The sequence below is a fragment of the Anaerotaenia torta genome, assembly GCF_050433395.1.
In the GTDB taxonomy this organism is placed as follows: Bacteria; Bacillota; Clostridia; order Lachnospirales; family Lachnospiraceae; genus Mobilitalea; species Mobilitalea torta.
Map to the genome: position 1 here is coordinate 1 of NZ_JBNPXH010000002.1, position 21,554 is coordinate 21,554.

The 21,554-nt window shown below is 38.2% G+C and carries 19 protein-coding genes; 2 read left to right on the plus strand and 17 right to left on the minus strand.

The window, feature by feature from the left end; genetic code table 11:
- Nucleotides 1-209 (plus strand): hypothetical protein (locus HNQ56_RS03855; RefSeq protein ID WP_429143026.1); only part of this gene is annotated, 209 nt, incomplete at its 5' end.
- Between the two features lie 397 nt (nucleotides 210-606).
- Here HNQ56_RS03855 and HNQ56_RS03860 read toward each other — a convergent pair.
- The 8 genes from HNQ56_RS03860 to HNQ56_RS03895 form a co-directional block, all read right to left on the minus strand.
- The gene (locus HNQ56_RS03860; RefSeq protein ID WP_429143028.1) at nucleotides 607-1,359 is read right to left on the minus strand and encodes a phospholipase D-like domain-containing protein; all 753 of its coding nucleotides are present in this window, start codon (nucleotides 1,357-1,359) and stop codon (nucleotides 607-609) included.
- 68 nt (nucleotides 1,360-1,427) lie between these two features.
- Complete coding sequence (locus HNQ56_RS03865; RefSeq protein WP_429143029.1) at nucleotides 1,428-1,652, minus strand: hypothetical protein; 225 nt, start codon at nucleotides 1,650-1,652, stop codon at nucleotides 1,428-1,430.
- Complete coding sequence (locus HNQ56_RS03870) at nucleotides 1,633-2,766, minus strand: hypothetical protein (protein WP_429143031.1); 1,134 nt, start codon at nucleotides 2,764-2,766, stop codon at nucleotides 1,633-1,635. The genes HNQ56_RS03865 and HNQ56_RS03870 overlap by 20 nt, the downstream gene beginning before the upstream one ends.
- Nucleotides 2,767-2,838: 72 nt before the next feature.
- Nucleotides 2,839-4,557, minus strand: a complete 1,719-nt coding sequence (locus HNQ56_RS03875; protein WP_429143033.1) for a DUF262 domain-containing protein — start codon at nucleotides 4,555-4,557, stop codon at nucleotides 2,839-2,841.
- Between the two features lie 148 nt (nucleotides 4,558-4,705).
- The gene (locus HNQ56_RS03880) at nucleotides 4,706-6,280 is read right to left on the minus strand and encodes a recombinase family protein (protein ID WP_429143034.1); all 1,575 of its coding nucleotides are present in this window, start codon (nucleotides 6,278-6,280) and stop codon (nucleotides 4,706-4,708) included.
- On the minus strand, nucleotides 6,277-6,696 hold the full coding sequence (locus HNQ56_RS03885; protein ID WP_429143035.1) for a serine integrase family protein: 420 nt from the start codon (nucleotides 6,694-6,696) through the stop codon (nucleotides 6,277-6,279). The genes HNQ56_RS03880 and HNQ56_RS03885 overlap by 4 nt, the downstream gene beginning before the upstream one ends.
- Before the next feature lie 4 nt (nucleotides 6,697-6,700).
- A complete protein-coding gene (locus HNQ56_RS03890) occupies nucleotides 6,701-8,260 on the minus strand; it encodes a recombinase family protein (protein WP_429143036.1) in 1,560 nt (519 codons plus the stop codon).
- Nucleotides 8,261-8,321: 61 nt separating this feature from the next.
- Nucleotides 8,322-8,537 (minus strand): SHOCT domain-containing protein, encoded by a 216-nt coding sequence (locus HNQ56_RS03895; RefSeq protein WP_429143037.1) that lies wholly within the window; start codon nucleotides 8,535-8,537, stop codon nucleotides 8,322-8,324.
- A gap of 211 nt (nucleotides 8,538-8,748) precedes the next feature.
- Here HNQ56_RS03895 and HNQ56_RS03900 point away from each other — a divergent pair, with 211 nt between their 5' ends.
- Nucleotides 8,749-9,549, plus strand: coding sequence for an abortive infection system antitoxin AbiGi family protein (locus HNQ56_RS03900; protein WP_429143039.1), 801 nt, complete (start codon nucleotides 8,749-8,751; stop codon nucleotides 9,547-9,549).
- Between the two features lie 111 nt (nucleotides 9,550-9,660).
- Here HNQ56_RS03900 and HNQ56_RS03905 read toward each other — a convergent pair whose 3' ends face one another.
- From HNQ56_RS03905 to HNQ56_RS03945, 9 genes are all read right to left on the minus strand, one after another.
- Entirely contained in the window at nucleotides 9,661-10,356 is a 696-nt protein-coding gene (locus tag HNQ56_RS03905) for an N-acetylmuramoyl-L-alanine amidase (protein ID WP_429143041.1), read from the minus strand.
- Nucleotides 10,357-10,373: 17 nt separating this feature from the next.
- Complete coding sequence (locus HNQ56_RS03910) at nucleotides 10,374-11,906, minus strand: hypothetical protein (RefSeq protein WP_429143042.1); 1,533 nt, start codon at nucleotides 11,904-11,906, stop codon at nucleotides 10,374-10,376.
- 11 nt (nucleotides 11,907-11,917) lie between these two features.
- Nucleotides 11,918-12,343, minus strand: a complete 426-nt coding sequence (locus HNQ56_RS03915) for a phage holin family protein (RefSeq protein WP_429143044.1) — start codon at nucleotides 12,341-12,343, stop codon at nucleotides 11,918-11,920.
- Between the two features lie 64 nt (nucleotides 12,344-12,407).
- The gene (locus HNQ56_RS03920; RefSeq protein ID WP_429143045.1) at nucleotides 12,408-14,876 is read right to left on the minus strand and encodes a hypothetical protein; all 2,469 of its coding nucleotides are present in this window, start codon (nucleotides 14,874-14,876) and stop codon (nucleotides 12,408-12,410) included.
- A gap of 11 nt (nucleotides 14,877-14,887) precedes the next feature.
- Nucleotides 14,888-15,391: a hypothetical protein gene (locus HNQ56_RS03925; protein ID WP_429143047.1), complete on the minus strand. Its 504-nt coding sequence runs from the start codon at nucleotides 15,389-15,391 to the stop codon at nucleotides 14,888-14,890.
- Nucleotides 15,392-15,423: 32 nt separating this feature from the next.
- Nucleotides 15,424-17,688 carry a siphovirus ReqiPepy6 Gp37-like family protein gene (locus tag HNQ56_RS03930; protein ID WP_429143049.1) on the minus strand — a complete coding sequence of 755 codons (2,265 nt, stop codon included), beginning with the start codon at nucleotides 17,686-17,688 and terminating at the stop codon, nucleotides 15,424-15,426.
- Between the two features lie 3 nt (nucleotides 17,689-17,691).
- Nucleotides 17,692-18,543: a phage tail family protein gene (locus tag HNQ56_RS03935; protein ID WP_429143051.1), complete on the minus strand. Its 852-nt coding sequence runs from the start codon at nucleotides 18,541-18,543 to the stop codon at nucleotides 17,692-17,694.
- 11 nt (nucleotides 18,544-18,554) lie between these two features.
- On the minus strand, nucleotides 18,555-20,939 hold the full coding sequence (locus HNQ56_RS03940) for a phage tail protein (RefSeq protein WP_429143052.1): 2,385 nt from the start codon (nucleotides 20,937-20,939) through the stop codon (nucleotides 18,555-18,557).
- Between the two features lie 202 nt (nucleotides 20,940-21,141).
- A complete protein-coding gene (locus HNQ56_RS03945) occupies nucleotides 21,142-21,546 on the minus strand; it encodes a hypothetical protein (protein ID WP_429143054.1) in 405 nt (134 codons plus the stop codon).
- Nucleotides 21,547-21,554 lie beyond the last annotated feature (8 nt).

Consider the following 21,554-nt stretch of genomic DNA (forward strand, 5'->3'; position numbering starts at 1 on the left):
CAGCCATTTATACCCCGGAAAATATGAAGTTTTCAACGTTTTTTAAAGGGCGGTGGAATTTAGTCCTGCGCTGGAATTTACTTTTTCAAGTCAGCATTTCACAATTTTTCACAGTGAACAGTTATTTAAAAGCTACTATACAACACACCACCAAAACCCTTATTAACCACTTTACCTTTTTTGTTCAGGAGAGACAATCAAAAGCGTAGGAGTTCAAGAAAGAGTTATATGTTGGCAATAGTTCTATAGTCTCAACCTACCCTAAAAACAGCAGTTCCCTTGTCTCGCAAGGCAAAAAGCAGTTCTGTAGTCTCAACCCTGCCTTACATTTTATGTTCCATGTCATACTCAGAGGACAAAAAACAAGGTTCCCATCCATCGGCCGTTCTTACCGAAAGTCTGGAAACCTTTGATTTCAAGCCCTTTAGAGCCTATTTATTTATCTTTACGTGACATCAGACATACTGTCTCCACATGGCTCGAGTGCTCATTATTGATGTCTGCGTCCATGGGAACATATCAATCGTTTTTAATTGTTTATTATGTTTTAGGGAACATATCAACGGTTTTGACGTCTGAGGGAACATATCAACTGTATGTACACTATTAAAATGTATCTTTAATAGGTTGGTTACGTTTAAGACGCATAAATTCTTCAGCAAATTTTTCTGCTGTTTCTCTGTTTATATCAATACATATGGTCTCCTTATTATATTGAGCTGCATTTGTCCAGTTATATGTTCCATGTACAGTAGTTTTCAAATCAATTATACAAAACTTGTGGTGCATTATGTTTTTATATAATGACTGGATTGATACTCTGTAAGTATCAAATTCATCTTCCAACCTAAATGGTACTTTACAATTTATGTCGTTATCATCAATAACTATTTGAACATTAATACCCTGGACCTTCTTCTTTAATAGCTCTTTATAGAGCACCGGATCTGTAAACCAGGCTACTGCTATCCATATAAGATACTTAGCATTTCTGATTTCTTCTATGATTTGCCGCTGAATATGTTCAAAATGAATATCTTGGCTTACATCCTCATCTACACGCATTTTCCCCGGCTTGATAGAAACATCCCATAACTCGTATTCATCGTTAGGTTCATAAATATCGTAACAGATTTTTATTATATAATCCAAATATTTTTTTAACTCGCTTATTTTTTGCGGAATGATATGAAGACTTAAAAATTCTTTATAATGATTCCATAAATTACGTGTAAACTCTCCAGTCTTCTCAAATCGGACTTCAGTAATCTTGAGTAATTCGAGTATTATTTCTTTGTCAGGATGGTCTCCATATCGAACAGTATCTAGTAATAGTTTTTTAAACTCTTTTTCATTCATAAATATACCTTCATCTATAATTATTTACTTCTTATAACAACTATAATCTGTTGTACGTTCTTTCTAAGTTAGTGTTTAACTTTCTTTGCCACGTTAGCAGCAGTTTTAATTATCTTCCCACCATGCTTGATTAGCTGTCTACCTCCAATAGAGAGACCTGCAATACCAATACTTGCAACTGGAGTGCCGTATTTATTAATACATTTCGGACAAAGTCCTATTTTACCTTCATTTATCATATACGCTCTTTTACAAGCCCAGCATTTCTTTTCGTCATTCGTTTTCTTGTCCATCTTTTACATCCTCCAAAGATACCAAATAAATATCCTTATGACCATCTATTGCATCAAAACCAGCATCAAGCACTGTTCTTAATTCTTTAGAAAAAGTCTGCCAGCAATCTCTGTTCGAATCATCATATGGGTAATTTAAATGTATCAATCTAGCTGCTGACTGTCCTTTATTATTAATTTCTTTTATTAAAAAGTCTTGCATTACGTGCTGATAGCCTCTTAGAGCCATCTTTGAGCTATCTTTATCTCCTAAATAATCTAAAACTTGAACTTGAACACCAACATATTTTGTAGCTAACTGTAAATCACTGGTCAAAAATTTTATAGTATCTCTAATTTGATCTGATCTTTGAAAAATCGGCCATCTTGTTAGCTTTGCCAAATGTTCTGCTGATGTTGACAAATCCGTATATACTCCGTTAATAGCTCTTGTAAGTTCATCAGAGGATTTCTTGAGATATTCACGTCTGTCCTCCAAAGAGCTTGTTGTTTGTGCCCTTAAAATGTAGTCTCTTGCATTTAAGAACGGAATTATAATATCACGATCCCTATCTCTCTTGATTTGATATATTTGTAGTTCTTGTATTTCATTGAGTTTTGCATATATCTGCTTCATCTGAAGTTGATTCCCAATGCTGCGCGAAGTCTCCATTGCACCAGTATCATTACGTACACGTTTTAAAGTGATATCCTTTACTCGTACATCATTCTCATCCAGAATGACAGCACGCATATTCCCATCAACTTGCCTTGATTCACCAATTTTGTAAATGCCCTTATCAAATTTAACTTTAATATCATGAGGTAAGCTATCAAAATCAGGAATATAACCATAAGTTCCTTTCATCAGCACTTCTGCCTGATGTACCACATCATTAATGATTCCGAAATCAGCAACTGGTATTTCTCTCAATACATCAGAAGTAGAATACTCCTTTAATTCATAACTCATCTGTTGAACACACAAATCAAAGAAATCACTCATTGCCGCAATATCAGTCCCATGCTTATCAGCATCGGTCACAAGTATACAAAGTGCATTCTTTGAGACCGGAACAATTTCACTAATGTTGTCATTTATGGAATCTTTCCCTATATCATTATCTTCACTCATGTTCTAATTCTCCCAAAGTTTAGTTTTTATTTAAAAACCCTAAATTCTATTCATGCATTTTTTGCGAAGATTTTATATCAAAAGAGCTTTTAATGTATCGCTCATCAACTTCTGCCTTTTTTCCATAAATATCTCAAAATGCGATAGTTTATATGATACATCACTTGGCACGTACTTAACATTCTCGCTATTTTCAGGGACTTTAAGCCAATCCTCTAATGGCATAGCATTTTTACTCTCGTTCTCGCGCCCTTCCAATAATTGAAGATTTGCTAATGTATTTCGTCTACGGCGCCACTCTTCTTTTCTATCTTCATCGATGACAGTTCCATCTGGCAGAATAAGGCTATTAATCTTATCTTCCTCGAAGCTAGTGTGCGGATGCATATGATCTTGATGGAATCCTTTTTGACTGTACTTCAAATTAGGATATAATAATGAAAGCAACATAAATGTGTATGCACCAATTTCATGGGTGTCAAAGATTGAATCAATTTCTTCAGGGGTATAGCGTAAAGTTCTGTCACCTGTGAAACGAATATTTAGTAAATTGCTCATTTTAAATGTATCTACGGGTGCAGCCTTTAAAGCTTCTCTGATACTAGTAAGCGCTGAATTTGTAGCAGCACCAAAAATCTGTTTTACCTGAGATATAACTATATATTTTCTAAGCTCAGATTTACTTTCCGAATCGAACTTACCTCCTTTAAATCGGTAATAAACCATCGGTGATACGGCAACGTAAGAAATAATATTTTCCGAATTAAAGCCAAATTCATTTAGTAAATCTACTATATCTTTAATAGATTTTTTAATATTATCCCAATTGTCTTTTATTCTTAGTATACTATCTTTCTTGAAAGTTTCTACCTTAAGAGTTACTGACATATCAAGAACATACAAACAGGTACGCATAATAAAGTCATTTGAAAACTTATATCCTTCTCCGATCTTATTAATTTCTGCAAGCAATTTATCAATTTCATCTCTTGCCTTATCCCAATGAGAAACGATAGTAGAAAACAATAAATCACTCTTTGAGAGAACTGTTCCGCCAGAATTAACACGTACAAATATATCAAGTACACTATCTATGGAATCTGCTTCCACTTCAAAATAATTGATTATTTCATCGCCAATAAGTCGAGTATGTAACAACGAGGCATTTTTCATTGCAACTTTATCGGTTGCCCATCCATTAGGAATAATCAGATCCGTCACAAGCTCATCCTGAGAATATTTCAATATATCTTTCACCAAGTACCATAGTTTATCATCTTTTTGTTTTTTTGCAGCTTCCGGTGTTAGGAACTTAAATTCATAGGAGATGTCTTCATCATCAGTTCTTTGACTATGTAAATTGAAGTAAAGTTCTTTTTTAGGAAAAGCCTCATCATTTTTCCAACGCTTATTGGGTAATTTTCTACTCATACTACCTTGCAAGGCAATATATAACGATGTTAATCTCTGTTGGCCATCAAGTACAGCCCATACTGTCTCTTCATCGTTACCAATCGGAAACGGCTGTGGTGCAGCAGGATTCTTATATAAATCACGTTCATGAAAATCTTTGATAAATTCATACATAGAATATTCTTTTTTATTTACAGTGGATTTTCTAACCTTCCAAAATAGAAAAGTACCAATTGGATATCCAAGCATGATGGAGTCCATCAGCCTAGTAATTTGATCATCATCCCAGACATATTTTCTTTGAATCGCTGGAAGATAAGTCTTTCTACTATTTATATCTTCAATAATATTTCTTATGTTTTTCTTCTCGTATCCCATATCTATCTTCCTTTACTCATTTACTCCAAACTTCGATAAAAACATTGTAATTCATTTGGTTTCAATTTACAATATTTACACATAAAATGTTTAAAACCACAAAACCCGCAGCTCAAGCCTAAGAGCTGCGGGTGATTTTAAACTACTATTATTCTTCAATTTGTATTTCAATTCCTGACTTAAATTCAACAATGATGTGGTCATCGTAAACCGTTATCTTTTCCAAAAGAGTCCTCACATACTCTTCTTCGTATTCGGTCAGCTCACATGGCAAGTTGTTAAGGAAACTCATCATCTCATCAATTCTGCTTTTCAAATCCTGACGCGATGCTTGCTCATTTTGAAGAGCCTGTTGCTCATCACGCAGCCTTCTTATCTCCATACCAATCTCATCACCGGTATTTATTAAATTTACTGTTGCCAATAGCTCCTGCTGCAGTAACTTCATCTGTTCATTAATCGCTGCAATCTGATTTGAGGTGTCTTTCTCCAGACTACTCTCAATATTCTCTCGTAAAAGTGGTAGGATAGTTTCTTTTCCTCGGAAGGCTTCGTTTATAGCCTTGATAACTATCTCATGGAGCCATTCTTCGTTTATAGTTCTTGCAGTGCATTCAGGACCATCTTTTTCAACTCTGCTGACACATCGCCAAACGGTTGACTTGCATCCACGGTTGTTCCATTTAATTCTGCGGAAAATGTCCCCACAGTGTGAGCAGAATACTATCCCCGACAAAGCATATCGACCACTGTAAATTCGTTTACGTTGTGTGATTCCCTTAGTAAGGTTTGCTCGCCTTGCGATTTCCTCCTGTACCTTTAAAAAGATATCCTTTGGAATGATAGGTTCATGGCTGTCCTCTACATAATATTTCGGAACCTGACCCTTATTAGCTTCTCGCTTCTTTTCTAGAATATCCACCGTATAAGTCTTCTGAAGCAATGCATCCCCAATGTACTTCTCGTTCGTAAGTATCTGCTTTATATTGCTTTCATGCCACTTTTTATTTCCTGCACCGTTGCGAATCCCATCGGTTTCAAGTGACCTTTTTATCTGTAAGAAACTCTTACCTTCTAGGTACTCTCTATAGATCCGCTTGACGACTTCTGCTTGCTCTGGATCAATGATAAGGTGACCATCATCGTCTTTTGTATATCCTAAGAACCAGTTGTGGTTCACCTGAACTTTCCCTTGTTGATATCGGAACTGCAAGCCCAGACGAACATTAGCTGATAAAGATTCGCTTTCTTGCTGTGCTAGAGAAGCCATAATTGTCATAAGAACTTCACCGTTGGCATCAAGAGTATTGATATTTTCTTTCTCGAAGTAAACACCAATGTTCATGTTCTTAAGGGCTCTAGTGTAGTTCAAACAATCAACTGTATTTCGAGCAAATCGGCTGATGGACTTGGTTATAATCATATCGATTTTACCATCATTACAATCGCTGATCATTCGCTGGAATTCATCCCTCTTCTTTGTATTCATTCCAGAAATACCGTCATCGGCATAAATCCCAGCTAACACCCACTCAGGGTGACTTTCTATATATGTTGTATAATGCTCGATTTGTGTATCATAACTGCTTTCCTGCTCATCACTATCAGTAGAAACACGACAATAGGCAGCTACTCGCGTTTTTTGAACTTTGTCAGTTGCTTTCTGAGTACCGATTTTCTTCTTTGCTGGAATAACTGTAACATTTTTAGCCAAGGAAATCATGAATTCACCTCGCTTACAATTAAACTGTAGACGTATTCTGCTTGTCTAATAGGGCCCTCAAATTTGATTTGTACCTTTGGCATCATAAAACCTGAAGCAATCTTGCTCGCTTTACCTGGTTTCTCATCAAATACTCTTCCAAGCTTCACCTGTCGTTTCACCCTCTCAGCTTCTGCTGCATCAAAGGTCTCTTTATCTATAATCGTCGGATAATAGTCGTCTCCAAGGTAATACTTATTTTGCATCATTTTCTTTGCACTTGTGTGGTAAAGCTTAAGTCCAGCAGCTTCTGCGGCAGGCATGTAGGCAAGACCAGAAAGGTATCCTTTATAAAGTTTCCTTACTTGCTCTGCTTTTTCTTCATCGATGACTGCTTTACCGTTTTCAATTTTATAGCCATATGGAATATGACTCATCCTCTCACAACCTTTCCTTAAGATTTAAACCGCACTTGAGTACGAAACCCATTTCACTTCTACTGTAAACTATGATATGGTCTACATGTTTTTCAAATGTCTCTGACTCAAATTCTGTAAACCTTGTATTATTACTTAAATGCTTTAGTAGCAGGCTCGCAGCTTCTGCATTCTCAAGCTCTCCATTTACCGAGCGATACAAGGTATCTCTTTCATTTCTCAATTCACCCGCTTCAACTAATAGCTCATTATTTTGCTGAGTATAAAGTGCCGGCTCAATGTACTGCTTTGATAGAAGGTTTGCAAGAACCTGCCTCCGATCAAAGTTTTGCTCCAAAGCTTTCTCAATCTCGTTAATTCGAGCAAGTGTACTGTCTTGGTTAATACTTTTTAGGCTATTAAGATAAGGTTGTAAAAGGACTTTTTTGCTAAAAATCAGTTTATTCATCATATTAATGAAAGCTATCTCAATATCTGTTTCCCTAATAAATAGTTGACTACATCTACCTTTATCCTGCAAATGGGTATTGCAGGTATAAGTGTAGTATTTATCATTGCTAGAGCTATGTGTTCTTCTTTTCCATGTCGCACCGCATTCAGCACATATTAATTTTCCTGAGAACGGGTAACGGCTTAGATACTTCTTATCTTCCGTTACAATATTCTTTTCTTTCGAGCGTTGTTCAATAATAGACTGCGCTGCTTTATATTCCTCTTCACTGATGATTGCCTCATGATGATCTTTGACATAGTACTGTGGTTTTTCACCACGATTATAATGTCTGTTAAACTGCGAGTCCGTGAAAGTTTTTTGTAATAGAACATCTCCTTTGTACTTCTCATTTTTCAAGATATCTTTGACTCCACAAGAGCTCCATTTTCCACCTTTCCTTGTAGGTTCCATTTTCTCATTAAGTGTTTTTGCTATCATATAGCAACCTTTTCCCGAAAGACACTCCGAGAATATATATCTTACAACCGTTGCTTCTGTATCATCGATAACCATCTTGCCATCTACATTCTTATAACCGTATGGTGGACATCCAATTTTGTAAGTACCGTTTTGGAACTTTTTTTGAATGGCCCAAGTCTCATTCTCAGCTATGGAAATTGATTCACTTTCTGCAAGGCTACTGAAAATGGTAAGTAGTAGCTCGCTTTCCATATCTCCGGTATTGATGTTTTCCTTCTCGAAATAAATAAACACATTAAGCCTTATGAGCCTACGGACAGCTTCAAGGCATTCTGTTGTATTTCTTGCGAAGCGGCTAATAGATTTAATAACGATGAAATCAATTAAGCCTTTCTCACAATCAGAAAGCATCTTCTGAAGACCATCCCGTTTAGCCATGTTCGTACCCGATAAACCTTCATCGTAATAAAGGCCAACATACTCCCAGTTCGGATTGTTTTTGACATAGACTTCATAGTGACTTTTTTGTGCTTCCAAGCTGGCGAGCTGTTCACGGCTATCTGTTGAAACACGAGCATAAGCTGCAACGCGTAGTTTTTTAGGTGTTAATTGAAGCGTCTCATTTGCTTCAATCTTTGTTATCCGTTTCATTGTCTCAACCTCCTTTTCACAGTACTATTCATCACTCTAAAAGCCTTATTTATCAAGTCTTTTAGTCCATTATCTCCGCTAAAAACGGGGAGAAAGCTTCACGGTTTTTGGCCATTATCTTGTCAAATTCACTTTGATTTATATAACCCTTCTGTAAAAGTCTTTTTGTAAGATTTTCTGCAACCAGATAATCGTACTCATTTTTTACCGAATCTTCTGTAGGCTTTGTTGCTTCAAATTTTACTGAATCAACGGATTCTAATTTAGTAACTTGCATTTTCTCGACCTCTTTCCGAGGGAACATATCAATCTAACCCCTCTAACTTCCTAAGGACAGAAAACACCAATTTGAACGGACACTTTTGAAAAATTTAGATTATGCAATTACAATAGGTTCAATTGGAATAATTTGAAAATAAAAATGGAAGTTACTTTTACTTTGTAGTAAGATAAATAAGAAAAATAAAACGTTGAAGGGAAGTGCAGAAATGGAGTATATATCAAATAAACTTATTCATTTTGTAGGAAGGTCATTGCCGACAGATAAAGACAAGTTTGAATTACTTATTAAAATTATAAAAAGCGGAAAACTGTTTGCTAATATGCAAGATCCGGATAAACCTGTTGTATCAATGAGTGCAAATTATAGTGGAGAGCGGGCTGGTGAATTATTTGAAAGAATCGATTGTGTTTGCTTTTGTGATATTCCAGATGGAGCACTAAACATACATACTCGAAAATATGGAAAGTTCGGAATAGGGTTTAATAAACAATACTTGGCTTCGAAAGGGGCTCATCCAGTAATGTATATTCCTATTAACTATGATATAAAAGAGATTAGTGAAACAGATTTACCCAAAAATCCGATTGAGTATTTTAACACTCTATCAAAACAATACCCAAGTACTATGCAATTCCTTACTATGGTAAACCAATGCTATCAACCTTTCACCGTTCCCTTGGAGACATTTATGCGTTCTGATTATGCTCCATATGTAAGTTTAATGAATAATGATACAATTAAGGATATTCATGACAATAAATTTCATCAAATATTATTCGGTCAAATGATGGCATTTACAGGTTTATTATCATATATAAAGCTTTTTGATATCAATCTTAGTCAAGATGATGAAAAAAATTATTATATGGAAAGAGAATGGAGAATCTTAAGAAGTGTTGAGTTTTCTCTAGATAATATTGATGTATTATATTTACCTAGTAAATCATATGAAAAATATTTTATGGATGAATTTCCAGATTACAAAGGAATTTTTTATTCAGTGTAGAATTCCATAAGATGTATATTGTAATATAATTCTTTTGTTTTCGTGTATCTAAATTTTATTGTGGCCGCCAAGTGAAATTAATCACCTAGCGGCCATATCAGTTAATTATTCTTATTTAATAAAAGCATCGGTAAATCCAGCAGCCTTAACCTTCTTAAGCAAAGCCTCTGCATTAGACTTCGAAGAAAAGGCACCAATCTGCACCTTGTAGTATATCTGTTCTTCCTTCTCTTCTTCCTGAAGCCTTACTTTCACAGCATTTCTAAAGGAGTCCATGGTCTCGCCATGCCTAGGAAACCAGTGCATTACATCGGCATGATTACTGGCAATACCAAGTTTATATCCTTCACTGTGACAAATGATATTGTTTTCATTCAGACCATACAACTTACAAAGATACACGCAAAGCTCAATTGCTTCGTTAAACACCTTACGGAAATATGATTTATCGGTTAAGTTATCCTCACAAATCTCAAAACTGATATGTGTGTCATTACCAGAACCTTTCCACCCACTACTACAGTGCCATCCTCGATGGTTCCACGGTAATGTCTGATAAGTTGCTATAGTACCATCTGCCAATTTACCAATAAAAGCGTGTACACAAACTTGTTTTCCACCTGGTTTATCCTGATTCCAATGATTATTGTATTGATCCTTACCAAGCAGTCCATCATCTGGGCCAACATAGCGTTTTAGCCATGGATTACTGGCACCCGTAGAATGAACCATAATCCCCTTTGGTGCTATGGTTTTACCTGCTTTATAACAGGCATTTTTCGTTAGTATCAATTTATGCAAATTCAATATGATCACCTCTTACTCTAATTGGTTGGTAATGTTAATGGGTACAAATGATAAGTAAATTTCAGATCACAGTAAGCACTATTCGATGTGCCATCACTCCCCATACTTATATACAACCCATAACCTGATGGCACTCGGCTTTGGCGCATGTCTATATGAATATGCAACCCGGCATTTGAACTATCAGCACCAATAGGTGTACTGCGTGAAATTCTAGTGAAATTCACCTCATCGTTTGAGATATATAAATCTAGTTCTTTTTCACTGGTATCTGATTGTCTGCATAGGGTAACCAAATGACAATCATAAGCCGTCGGATAAAGCATACCTCCCTGTCCACCTATTACCACACTGCCAATTGGCAATAATGTGTACAAAGGTCCTCGGACACTATTAATGCCTCCTGCACCGGTAGCATTACCACTCAAGACATATCTCAAATAGCTTGCTCTGGTGAATGCATTAATTGTAGCTGCTGCTGTAGATGTTAGTATCAATGCTGTGGTCGCATTTTCGGCTCTTTCCAATAAGAATAGACTCTCACCAGAAGGAATGGTAACATCACCAATAGAGAAATTTCTACTCGTCCAATAGGCTGTGCTAGTAGGATTTGATGATGTGCCTGACCCATAAGCAATGTTCGTTGTATCTTCAACGCCCCTTATGGCTTCGGCAAGTTTCTTGACAGTATTGCGAAGAGTGCCTTGGATAAGTACCTGCACATTGTTTGCTGTTGGACTGCCTAACGATGTAACAAATGTATATGTTACCGTACCAAGTATTACATTGTTACCGCTATTAATGCTTGTGAATGTGATGGCTGCTCTACGGCTTACCAGATCCGGTGCAGTCGCAGTTTCTATTGGATGTATATGATTAAGAATAATACCAGTCCGGTTATACAATGTGTCACGCATATCCTCAATTAGACCATGTGTCGTGTTTAGCAAATTATAGTTATTATTTAACAGTGTATAGTTATCCTCTAGTAAGTCGTATGTCGTGTTCAAAAGATCATGTGTATTATCAACCGTCCCATTCGTGTTGGATAGTAGACCATAGGTATCATCTAATCGAACATGTGTGATGTTTAGTAAATCATAATTGCTATTTAATAGACCATAGATGAGATTGAGTAGACTATTTATTTCCTCGACATCTAATTCGGCCAAAGCTGACAGTACTTGATTCAGCCATTCCTGTGCAGGAGGTTCTGGTGGCTCGACAATCCCATCTTCCAAGGCATCCTCTACTATAGTAAGAATTCGAACACTTTTTCCTACCACATCGCCGTCTGTGACTCTTATTTCCAGTCTTCCTACACCAACTTGTATTGTATCTGTTGCACTTGGCGACCAAGTCAGGACTCCATCAACGTAATGTGTAACCACTGGATAAGCAGTACCATCCGGTCTTTTGAAAATCGCATTTAAAGTAGAGCCAGGATATCCACCTTCTAATAAGCTAGAAACATCAAATTCAATATTTCGATAGTGATGCTCACCACGTCTACCAATGAACACTGTTGAAACTTTCGTTAAATCAATCATGATTTTCCCTCCTACGACTCATCCTCTTCTCGCTTATGCAGTTGTTTTAGCACATCTTTGAGTTTTTCCGGGATTGGTAATCCAATGTGGGCTGCGTTTTCGAGAATAGAAATGCCTTCGTTACTTAGGTAAAAGAAAATCACGGCTGTACGTAGAACATTAGCATTTGTATTGCCAACTGCTCCTAATACATTAGAATCTAATACATTCCCTATGCCTACCAATACAAAAATAAGCACCTTTTTGAAGATACCTTTTGCCCCGATCTTACTGCACAAGTTTTTATCGATAATTGCACAAAATACTCCTGTTATATAATCAATTACAACAAAGGTAATAAGTGCGTAGAGAAAGCCATCAAAACCACCGAGGAACCAACCAACAAACCCTCCTGCTACTGTCAATGCTGCCTGTACTTTATTCCATATTTCCTTCATTCTTAATTCCTCCAATCTTTTTTTGCACATAAAAAGCGCCCCTAGTTATCAAGAGCGCTATTAATCATAGTATCAGTATCAGATTTTGTAGCTGAGCCATTATATCCGCCTTAGGTCTACCATAACCAAACGAAATCCATTCTACTGGAGGTATATTAAAAGTGGATGAGGTATCAAATCCATTAATTTTAGTGATAACCGGTTCAAGTGCTGAACGTAGCTCATTTATATGTTGTGCCCACCTTTCTACTGTGGTCTTTCCAGAAATGATTTCTTCGCTCCATACAACCGTATTTATACAATGGAATTCACGAATGGTATTAACAGCCGTGCGAAGTGCCTTAATATGCACTGCTTTAACTGAGGATACATTCGCAGTTATTACTTCAAATGGAGATGCTTGAACATTGAATGTCTTTATAACCTCAGTACTTGATTTCATTAAGTCACTATCCAAACATCGTATGGTCACAGTATGGTTTCCATAGGATAATGTCGGTGCTTTAAATACCGTTCTGATATTATCCCCTAAATATCCACTTACAGAGAACATCTCTGGATGATCAACACTATTATACCACTGACCTGAGTCAATCCTAACCTCTACAATCTGTGTCTGACCATCAGGTTCTATACCGGTTATGATCATAAATAATGGGGTTGTGTTATAGGTGCTTCTTCCTGCCATTGGGCAGCCGATTGTAGGCACTGTAGGCGAGCTGTTTTTCCTGACTGTATTACTAATCACATAAGCAGATACTGCATCTAATACATCTGTAACACCAATACGATATCTTGTCGATGTTCCAGGAGTATTTGATGCTTCGGCTACATAAGTACCTGATGTCCCACTAGATACAATCGTGGCCAATGTTTCGTAGGATGACCAAGGTGGATTTCCCATATATGACGTACTGCGTTGAATTACATAATGCTTGATTTGGCTAGTGCCGGGGAGAGTTCCACTCCAGGATATTGTTACACTTGGCGTCTCATATAAAGTTGGTGAAGCTGTAAAAGTTGACGGTGGTGTAGGTAAAATATTTTTGCGAACACTACTTAACGAGTTCTTCCAGTTTGAATAATAACTGCTGCCTGCTGTTCCTAAGGTACGAATCCGAAACCTTCGATAATATCCCCGTGTAGATGGTGGAGAAGCACTTGTGGTTCCACTTGTACCTGAGGATACAATTGTTTTTAATAACGTCCATGCACCCCATGTGCTATTATCACTAGAATCGCTAAATTCTATCTCATATCCTGTGATTGCATTACCAGCACCCGCAGTTGCATCACTCCAAGAAAGATTCAGATTGCCTTCCGCTACGGTAGTACTTAGTAAAAATGCACTTGGTTCACCACATGCAGTAATGTTGCAGTAAATACTATTACTAATTTTCTCTGATGAAATAGCGCCGAGAACATCAATGGTTCTTATACTAAACTGTGTATAGGTTCCTGAAATATTTGTTACTGCTGGATTATAACTACCACCACTAGCATTAAGATTAAGCGTTGTGAGTACTTCCCATTCACTCCATGTTATGTTATCGGTCGATGTTCTCCTCGATATCCGGTAGCTTTTAATAGCACTCGTTCCTCCTGCTGCTCCAGACCAAGTAAGCGTTATCGTTTCGTTACTATGAATTTCCGGTGATGCTACTGCAGTTGTTGGTGCAGAAGGCAATGTATTCTTTCTTACGGTATTTGATGATACCTTCCAAGAAGAATAATAATCACTGCCTGCTGTACCACGGGTGCGGATACGAAATCTTCGGAAATTCCCTCTGGTAGTTGGAGGCGCAACCGATAAACTTCCACTGGTTGTGCTAGAAGATACAACTGTGAGCGCTGTCCAGCTACCCCAAGTGCTATTATTTGTGGAATCACTATACTGAATTTCATAAGCAGAAATGGCATTATTCGTTCCTGCTTTTGCACCACTCCATGATAGGGTTACATTCCCCTCTGCAAGTGTTTGATTTAAAGAGCAAGAAGTAGGCGCACCAGCATCTGTGGTACGACTGACCCAAGTAATATTAAGGACAACCTTAGTCAGATCATTTCTTCCTGTAAAGGATATATAATTGGTTGTGCTTGAACCTCCATCCATAAATAAGCAGTTGCTCGCACCACTCCCTATGGAATTAATTAAGGCAGTAGCTATATTAAAGGTTTTGTCTCCTACTCCGGCTGATACCGTGTAATTATAGCCGGAAGTCACTTTACTAGGACGGGCTGTGGTAACATCGGTAGAGGAACTGACGGAAGGAATACCTGTCTGATTTCCAGCATATAGTGTCATTGTTCGATTACTGCCCCATGCGCCACCCGCAACACGTGTGAGTTCAAGAGTGGCACTGGCTGGATAATAGTTCTCATATTGATTTCTGATTGCAGTAAGATTAAATATCATTACCCCTACGCATTCTCCAAATGGTTCGTAAACTCCCTGCCGAATATTATCCGTGGTGGAAGGAATGTATTTTCCATCTCTCCAAGTACAAGCATTTGTTGCTTGATACGTTGCCATCTTAGTTCACCTCACTCATATACCGCTGTCACCAGCGAGTTCACAGTTCCACAAAGAGTAGAATTAAGTCTTGTGTCCGTGATATTTCCTATAGTTATAGATGTGGCCGCTTGTGGAACCAATATCTCTGCAAGACATAATTCATAAACATCCGAGTTTCGTGTCAGAGCCGGAGCACTTGGAGTGGCAGTTGCTGTCCCGGTCAGAACCGCTACAACAATATTTCTATCAAGAAGGCTCCACCTTATTACAATCCGATCTATTCTAGAGAAAGAACCGTTTGCCGTTTCTAATGTCTTATTTAGTACCTCAGTATTTTCATAGTGATACCCGTTGATCCATCCCCTTCCAATCGCTATATTTACTGACATTCCAGAACCTGGGGTTACCTGCAGATTTGTAGTGTCCCTATAAAATATACCATTCGAAACTAGGCTGCCAAAATAAGTGGCAAAGTCAGTGGCATCGTAAATTCGATCGCCACTGGAAGAATTAAAAAATCCGCTCTTCTCCATTGTAATACCCTCCTTCTTTCATAAATTTTATCTTAGCTGGACTCAGCCAAAAAGCATACGCTAAAAGGAAGCCACTCATTTCCTGTGATGCTTGTAGCATATTCGTTAGTGCCATAACGTGCCGCCGTACATTGCCCGTTTTCTCCTACTACAAACAACCACTTATTTGAACTTGAACCTTGGCACAAGGTACGGAAATCATAAATTGGTCGAAACCCTACTGGTAATGTAAACATAGTTGTCGCAGAAGCTGAATTTATGGTCGCACCGGCAGGAGGGGAACATGCACCAAATAAATGCACGATACGTCCAATTCTTCGGTATCTGGGCCGTTGTCCTGTTCCTCCTGTATATACCGTAAAGCCATTCAAAAACTCTGCATCTTGAACAAAGATCCATCCCGTATCTCCACCATAAACAATACCTGTCGTAGTGTCACCATTCACACAAACTGGTCCACCTTCCCGGTTCAAATAGATCGGCGAAGCAGCTCCATTATTTCTGGTTTGTATCTCATTTGCATCAAATACCATATTTACTCCCGTATTAGCTCCAATCTGTATCGGATTATCCGTGGAGGTTAGGTTGACATCTCTGTTCGGTACTTGAAGTTTATAAAAAAATCCATCTTCATAATAGCTGTTTGTCTTTACCACTCCATTATCAACAGCTGTAATCGTAAATGTCTGGCTGTCATAAGAGAAGGTATTACCTACCGTAGGAAGATTCGGCACAAGAAGTAGTGCCCCGTTATCCGGATCAGCAATCAAGTTACCTGATTCTGTTAGTGCATACAGTCCGTTTACATATGCAGTTCCATAGTCTGATAACCAAACATAAATATCCCATATGGTTCTTGAAGAGCTCGCTGACTTCACTACCTTAATGTCTGATGTAGAAAACGGACTTTTATCTCTGACATAAGCCTGAACGAAAGACTGGATGGACATGGTTGCATAGGAAGCTGTGGAGTAAACATAACCTTCTATGGTACCCATTTTTGGTGTTGTTCCTGTGCCAAAGTAATCAAATCGAAAAGCAATACGATTGTAGGAGCCGTTAACTACTACCCTTGCAACATGAAAATACTTTGCCTGTGTCGGGTCATTTCCTCCAGCGGTTGAGGTATTTACTGCCATCTTAGTTGAGCTAATCATGACTCCTCCGGAAAAGTTTTGAGTATCTGTCCAACTGTTTGATTCACCTAGCATCTCTGTAATTCCTGTTGGTGCACCAAGAGCCGTTCGAACCTGATTGAAATCAGATTTTACTTTTTGTGCAATCGTAAGTTCTGCCTTCCCAAAAGTGACATTAATACTCTGACCCTCTGCGTCATAACTTTCCTCTACTTCTTCAATACGGGCAGCCATGGTGACTCCCCACTTCTTTGATATTACTTGCACGATTTGCCCGAGATCATAATCCGTTTTATAAGTTAAGTTACTGTGGTTATTGACAATGGCATCAAAGGAATGTGACATAGAAAGCTCAGAAAGTCTTGTTAGGCCACGAAAGGTTAATGCCTCTTCATAGTCTGTAGGGAAATCCGTAACACGAAGATCTTTTGCATCTACAAATACTTCCCTACGTTCCTCTCCAGTACCATTTGTGATGTATTCAAATATACGTCCTTCTTCACCTTCTCCCTCTCCTCCAATCTTAGCTGTGTTGGCATAGGTTGCTGTATTTTTTGTGAAGGTCTGATCAAGTAGATTATCATATTCCTTAGAAAACACAGCCTGAGATAATGTTCCGATATACAATGTTACCGTCAAATCACCTGTCTCAGGAGAAAAGACTGTTTTTATACCAACGGATGATGTTGAGCATAGTTCCTGTAATTGGTCTAAAAGATTCCTATAAGAAACCTGCTGCTTTACAGGTATGTTAAGGTAAGGTGATGAAAAACTAATATTTGCAATTTGCCGATCTGGATCGGCTGGTGATATAACATTATTGTTCATTAACTGTCCTATACAATCTGATAGGTCGCCATTAAGGTTCTCTGTGTTCCAGATAATTCTCCTTCCTAAAAGAACGGTTGCAAACCTTCCACTGACTGTAATAATCTCACTATCGGTCTGAGATAATTGCAAATATTCGATTAATCCTATTTCTTCATCATCATTCTTCCAGATATAATTACCTACTTGAAGTAATGTTGCATTTTCAGTGGAAGCATTGGCTTTTATTTCAAACGAACCACACTGGGAGTAACGCCTGGTCCATCGCAGATATTCAAATGATTCTACAATACCGATTAAGGCACGATTTTGATTAAACACATATAGTTCCATCTCTTATACCCCCAAAAACTGAGGACGATAATGTAAACTCACGTCCAATAATTCCAGATTGTCTGATGCATCATAACGAAGATTATTCATGCCCGGTTCTAACTGAAAGAAATTTGAAGCAGTATCTAAGAGGTAAAAAGCATTGCTTTCTACATTATCAATGATGCTTCTTACCCTTTTTTCAGCAAAGTGTGTGTAAATATGAAATTCATCTCCATGGTTCATAGTTGTAAGGATTCTTACAAACTCGCCAGTATTAATAAGAAGCAATTCTGGATTGGTTACTGGACCTAATGCTCTGAAAATAATTTCACATCCACATGGCACATCTCCGAAGTTGTCAACAGCTATAATTTGACTTGGCTGTCTTAACCCAAACTCAATACCTTCCTCTGGTATCTCTAATTCAAATTCTATCAAAGGCTCCCAAGAAGCAAGATCTTGCCATTCATCATTCAGGGTTTCAAAAAATGGATTTGGGCAAAGTAAACTCACAAAGAAATTAGGTATCCTCTCTCTAGATGAAACGGATAAAACGGCCTCCTCAACAAAGCAGGATATTTGTCTCTCACGATATCTTATTACTCCTGACTTTTTAGGACTGAATAATCTTAAGAAGCTTTTACGAAACTCATAAGCTTCATCCGGAGTATTTGCGATGATCGCGCCTTCTAGTGTGATGTTACGCATATCCATCGTGGATGACACATAAAAAGCACCGTCCTGCTCCGGTGCCTTGAAGGTGTTAACGGTCTGGCGTATGTTACCTGTTCCGTCTATCTTGGTGATGAAAAAAGGGCGGCTTTGATTAAGTGTTATGCTTTCACCGCTTGAATTGATATAAGTTAGTTCCATAGCCATCCCTCCTATAATTCAAGTGACAGTTTGCGTGATAAGTTTTTGAATTCTCTAGACAATTCCTTTTCAGACAGAGCCTTAGGAGTCACCACAGATATGTTTTGCGTGATTCCTGTTCCAGTGATACTTTCACCACTCTGTCCTACCATATTTCTGTTATTAATATCAAAGCTTGTAGGTATCACATTTTGCATATCCCTTGATACTGTTGCCATTGCATCCTCAAATCCTACACCAATACCTTCACCCATGTTACGTCCAAAACCAGCAAATAATTTTGATGGTGAATTAATGCCAAAGAAGTCTTTTATTTTAGTAACCACGTTTCCAAAAAATCCAGATATCTTCTCCCATAACCAGGCTCCAGCGTCTGAAATACCTTGCCACAATCCTTTAATTAAATCATCACCAATATCGGACATATCGCTTATATAGTCTGAGAACGCAGTAACTAAACCTCCAATAATCTGTGGTACCGCTTTTACTACTTCAATAATAATCTGTGGCAGATTTTCAATCAGAGCAACAAATAACTGTACACCCGCTAGAATAATCTGATCGATATTATCAACAATAGCACTTACCAATGAGGTTACAATCTTCGGAATCGCAGCTACTACAGTAGTAATGATCTGTGGTAAGGCTTGAATGAGTGATACTAAAAGCCGAATACCCGCATCGATAATCATCGGAATGGAATCAATAACTGCATTAATAATATTATCAATGATTTCTGGAATTGCTTCCAAAATAGCATCAATGATCGTAGGCAATGCGGTTACTAATGAAGTCAGTAATTCTATACCTGCATCTATAATCTGTGGAATGGCTTCAATAAAGAAATCCACTAATGCTGTGATTATGGTTGGTAAGGCTGCGATAAGCTGTGGTATTGCTTCCACTAATCCTTGTGCTAACCCTAATATCAATTGCAAAGCTGCTTCTAGGATTAATGGTAAGTTATCAATCAGTCCGTGCACTATCTGTACAACAGCAGAAACTGCAGCGGGTATTAACTGTGGTAACGCTGAGCTAATCCCCTCTACAAGTGCAGTCACCAATGTTATTGCTGCATCTATGATGAGTGGAAGATTTTCAACCAATGCTCCTACAATCGTCATGAGAGCACTGACTGCGGCAGGAATAAGATCAGGCAATAGGCTTAAAATAGTTTCAAGTACCTGAGTAAATAAACTAGTGACAGTTTCAAGTAGTAAAGGAAGTAAATCTGCAACAGCTTCCAGGATTGCTCCTGTTGCTTCCGGTAAAACTTTTACGATATTCTCTAATACTGGTACGATGTTAGCAACAACTGCTTTAAAAGCATCTACAAGGTTTTCAGTAAGGTTTGTCATGTCTGCATTGGTATTTCCAAGTCCCGCAGTAAAAGAACCAAGGGCAGCTTGTAGCAACCCAATAGAACCGGATACTGTCTGGGTTGACTCTCTTGCAAAGTTGCCAGCATACTGCTCGGTGTTCTCAAAGAACATCTGCATTGCGACTTCCGCTTTTTCCGCTTGCGTTGCTGTGTTCCAAGTAAAATCCAACCCCTTTGAGAGTGCATAAGCTTCTACATTAGTGGCATTCATAGCAACACCTAAATTGTCCATCATGGTAAAATTGCCTTTTGCCGCACCAGTGACAGCTTCCATGGCTGAGGACATATCGATACCCATAACGGATGCCATATCAGCAGCACGTTGCATTGCTTTTTCAGTCAACTCTAGACTTTTTTGTTGTTCGATACCAGAACCTTGGAATAATGCACCCATCTTGTTAGCAGTAGCCAGGTAATCGCTTTGGGAGACACCAAGGTTTTTATATGCTTCCTCTCCGGTTTTCTGAATTGATGCAGCATATTTACCGAAGACTGCTTCTGACCCACCTAGGTTCTGCTCCAACTCACCAAATTGAGTTATGACCTCTTTACCCAACTTAATTGCCGCAGCACCAGCAGCAACAGCAACCGTGCCCATTGCCACTCCGATACCCTTGAGTACACCACCTAGTTTTTCAAACTTGCCACCCGCATCATCGGCACTTTTACCTGAATTGTCGAGTTCTCGCTCCATATTGTTAAGTTCGGCTTCTGCCTTATTAAGCTGTATCTGCCAGTTTTGAGTACGACGATCATTTTCGCCAAAAGAGGAGGAGGCATTATCAAGGGCAGCCTTGAGGGTAGCAATCTTATCTTTTTGAGCATCAATTTCTTTATTTAAAACCGCATTTCGAGCAGTGACTGACTGTACAGATTTATCGTTTTTATCAAACTGACTGGTTACTAGAGCCATTTCACTACCTAGTATTTTAAATGTCTGATTAATTTCGGATAGAGCCAGCTTAAATTCACGTTCACCTTCAACGCCTATTTTTAATCCAAAATCATCTGCCAAGTCATCACCTCCTCCTATATGCCCGGTGGAATAATATCATCAATCGTTCGAGTTCTTCTTGGTTTCTCAATTCCGTGCCATTGTTTATGACAAGTCCATAAATCAAAAAACAGTCCAATTGGCATGAGCCAAAACTCCTCTGCATCCATGCCCATTTGAACTGTTCCATAATAAAATAGCCGGGTAAAGACTTCTGTGTCTGTTACCCGACTTCCACGTTTTTTGAAGAAGCTCTCCCAGTGATGCTATCTTCTTCACTTTCCACATTTCGCTTCGTACCTTTAAACATAGCCTCAGTGATTGCATTTTTATATGCAGCCAGATCAAACGGAGTGGTTAGTAATTCTACCTCGTCTTCGGTAAGCAATTCTTCTGGTGTGTTTTTATTATTAAGGTTTTGAATTAAGATTGACTGGTTTGCAAGTAATGTGATTAACCATATGATCTCATCCAGTGCCATCTCAAAGTTTTCCGACTTCATCAGCTTTTCACCGAGATTTTCAAGACCACCATAACGACTAGCAATTGCCTTTGTTGCACGTGTAGTTAAAATTAGCTCATACCCTTTGCCACCAATATTGATTGAAGCACTTCTCTCATTATCCATGACTTCTC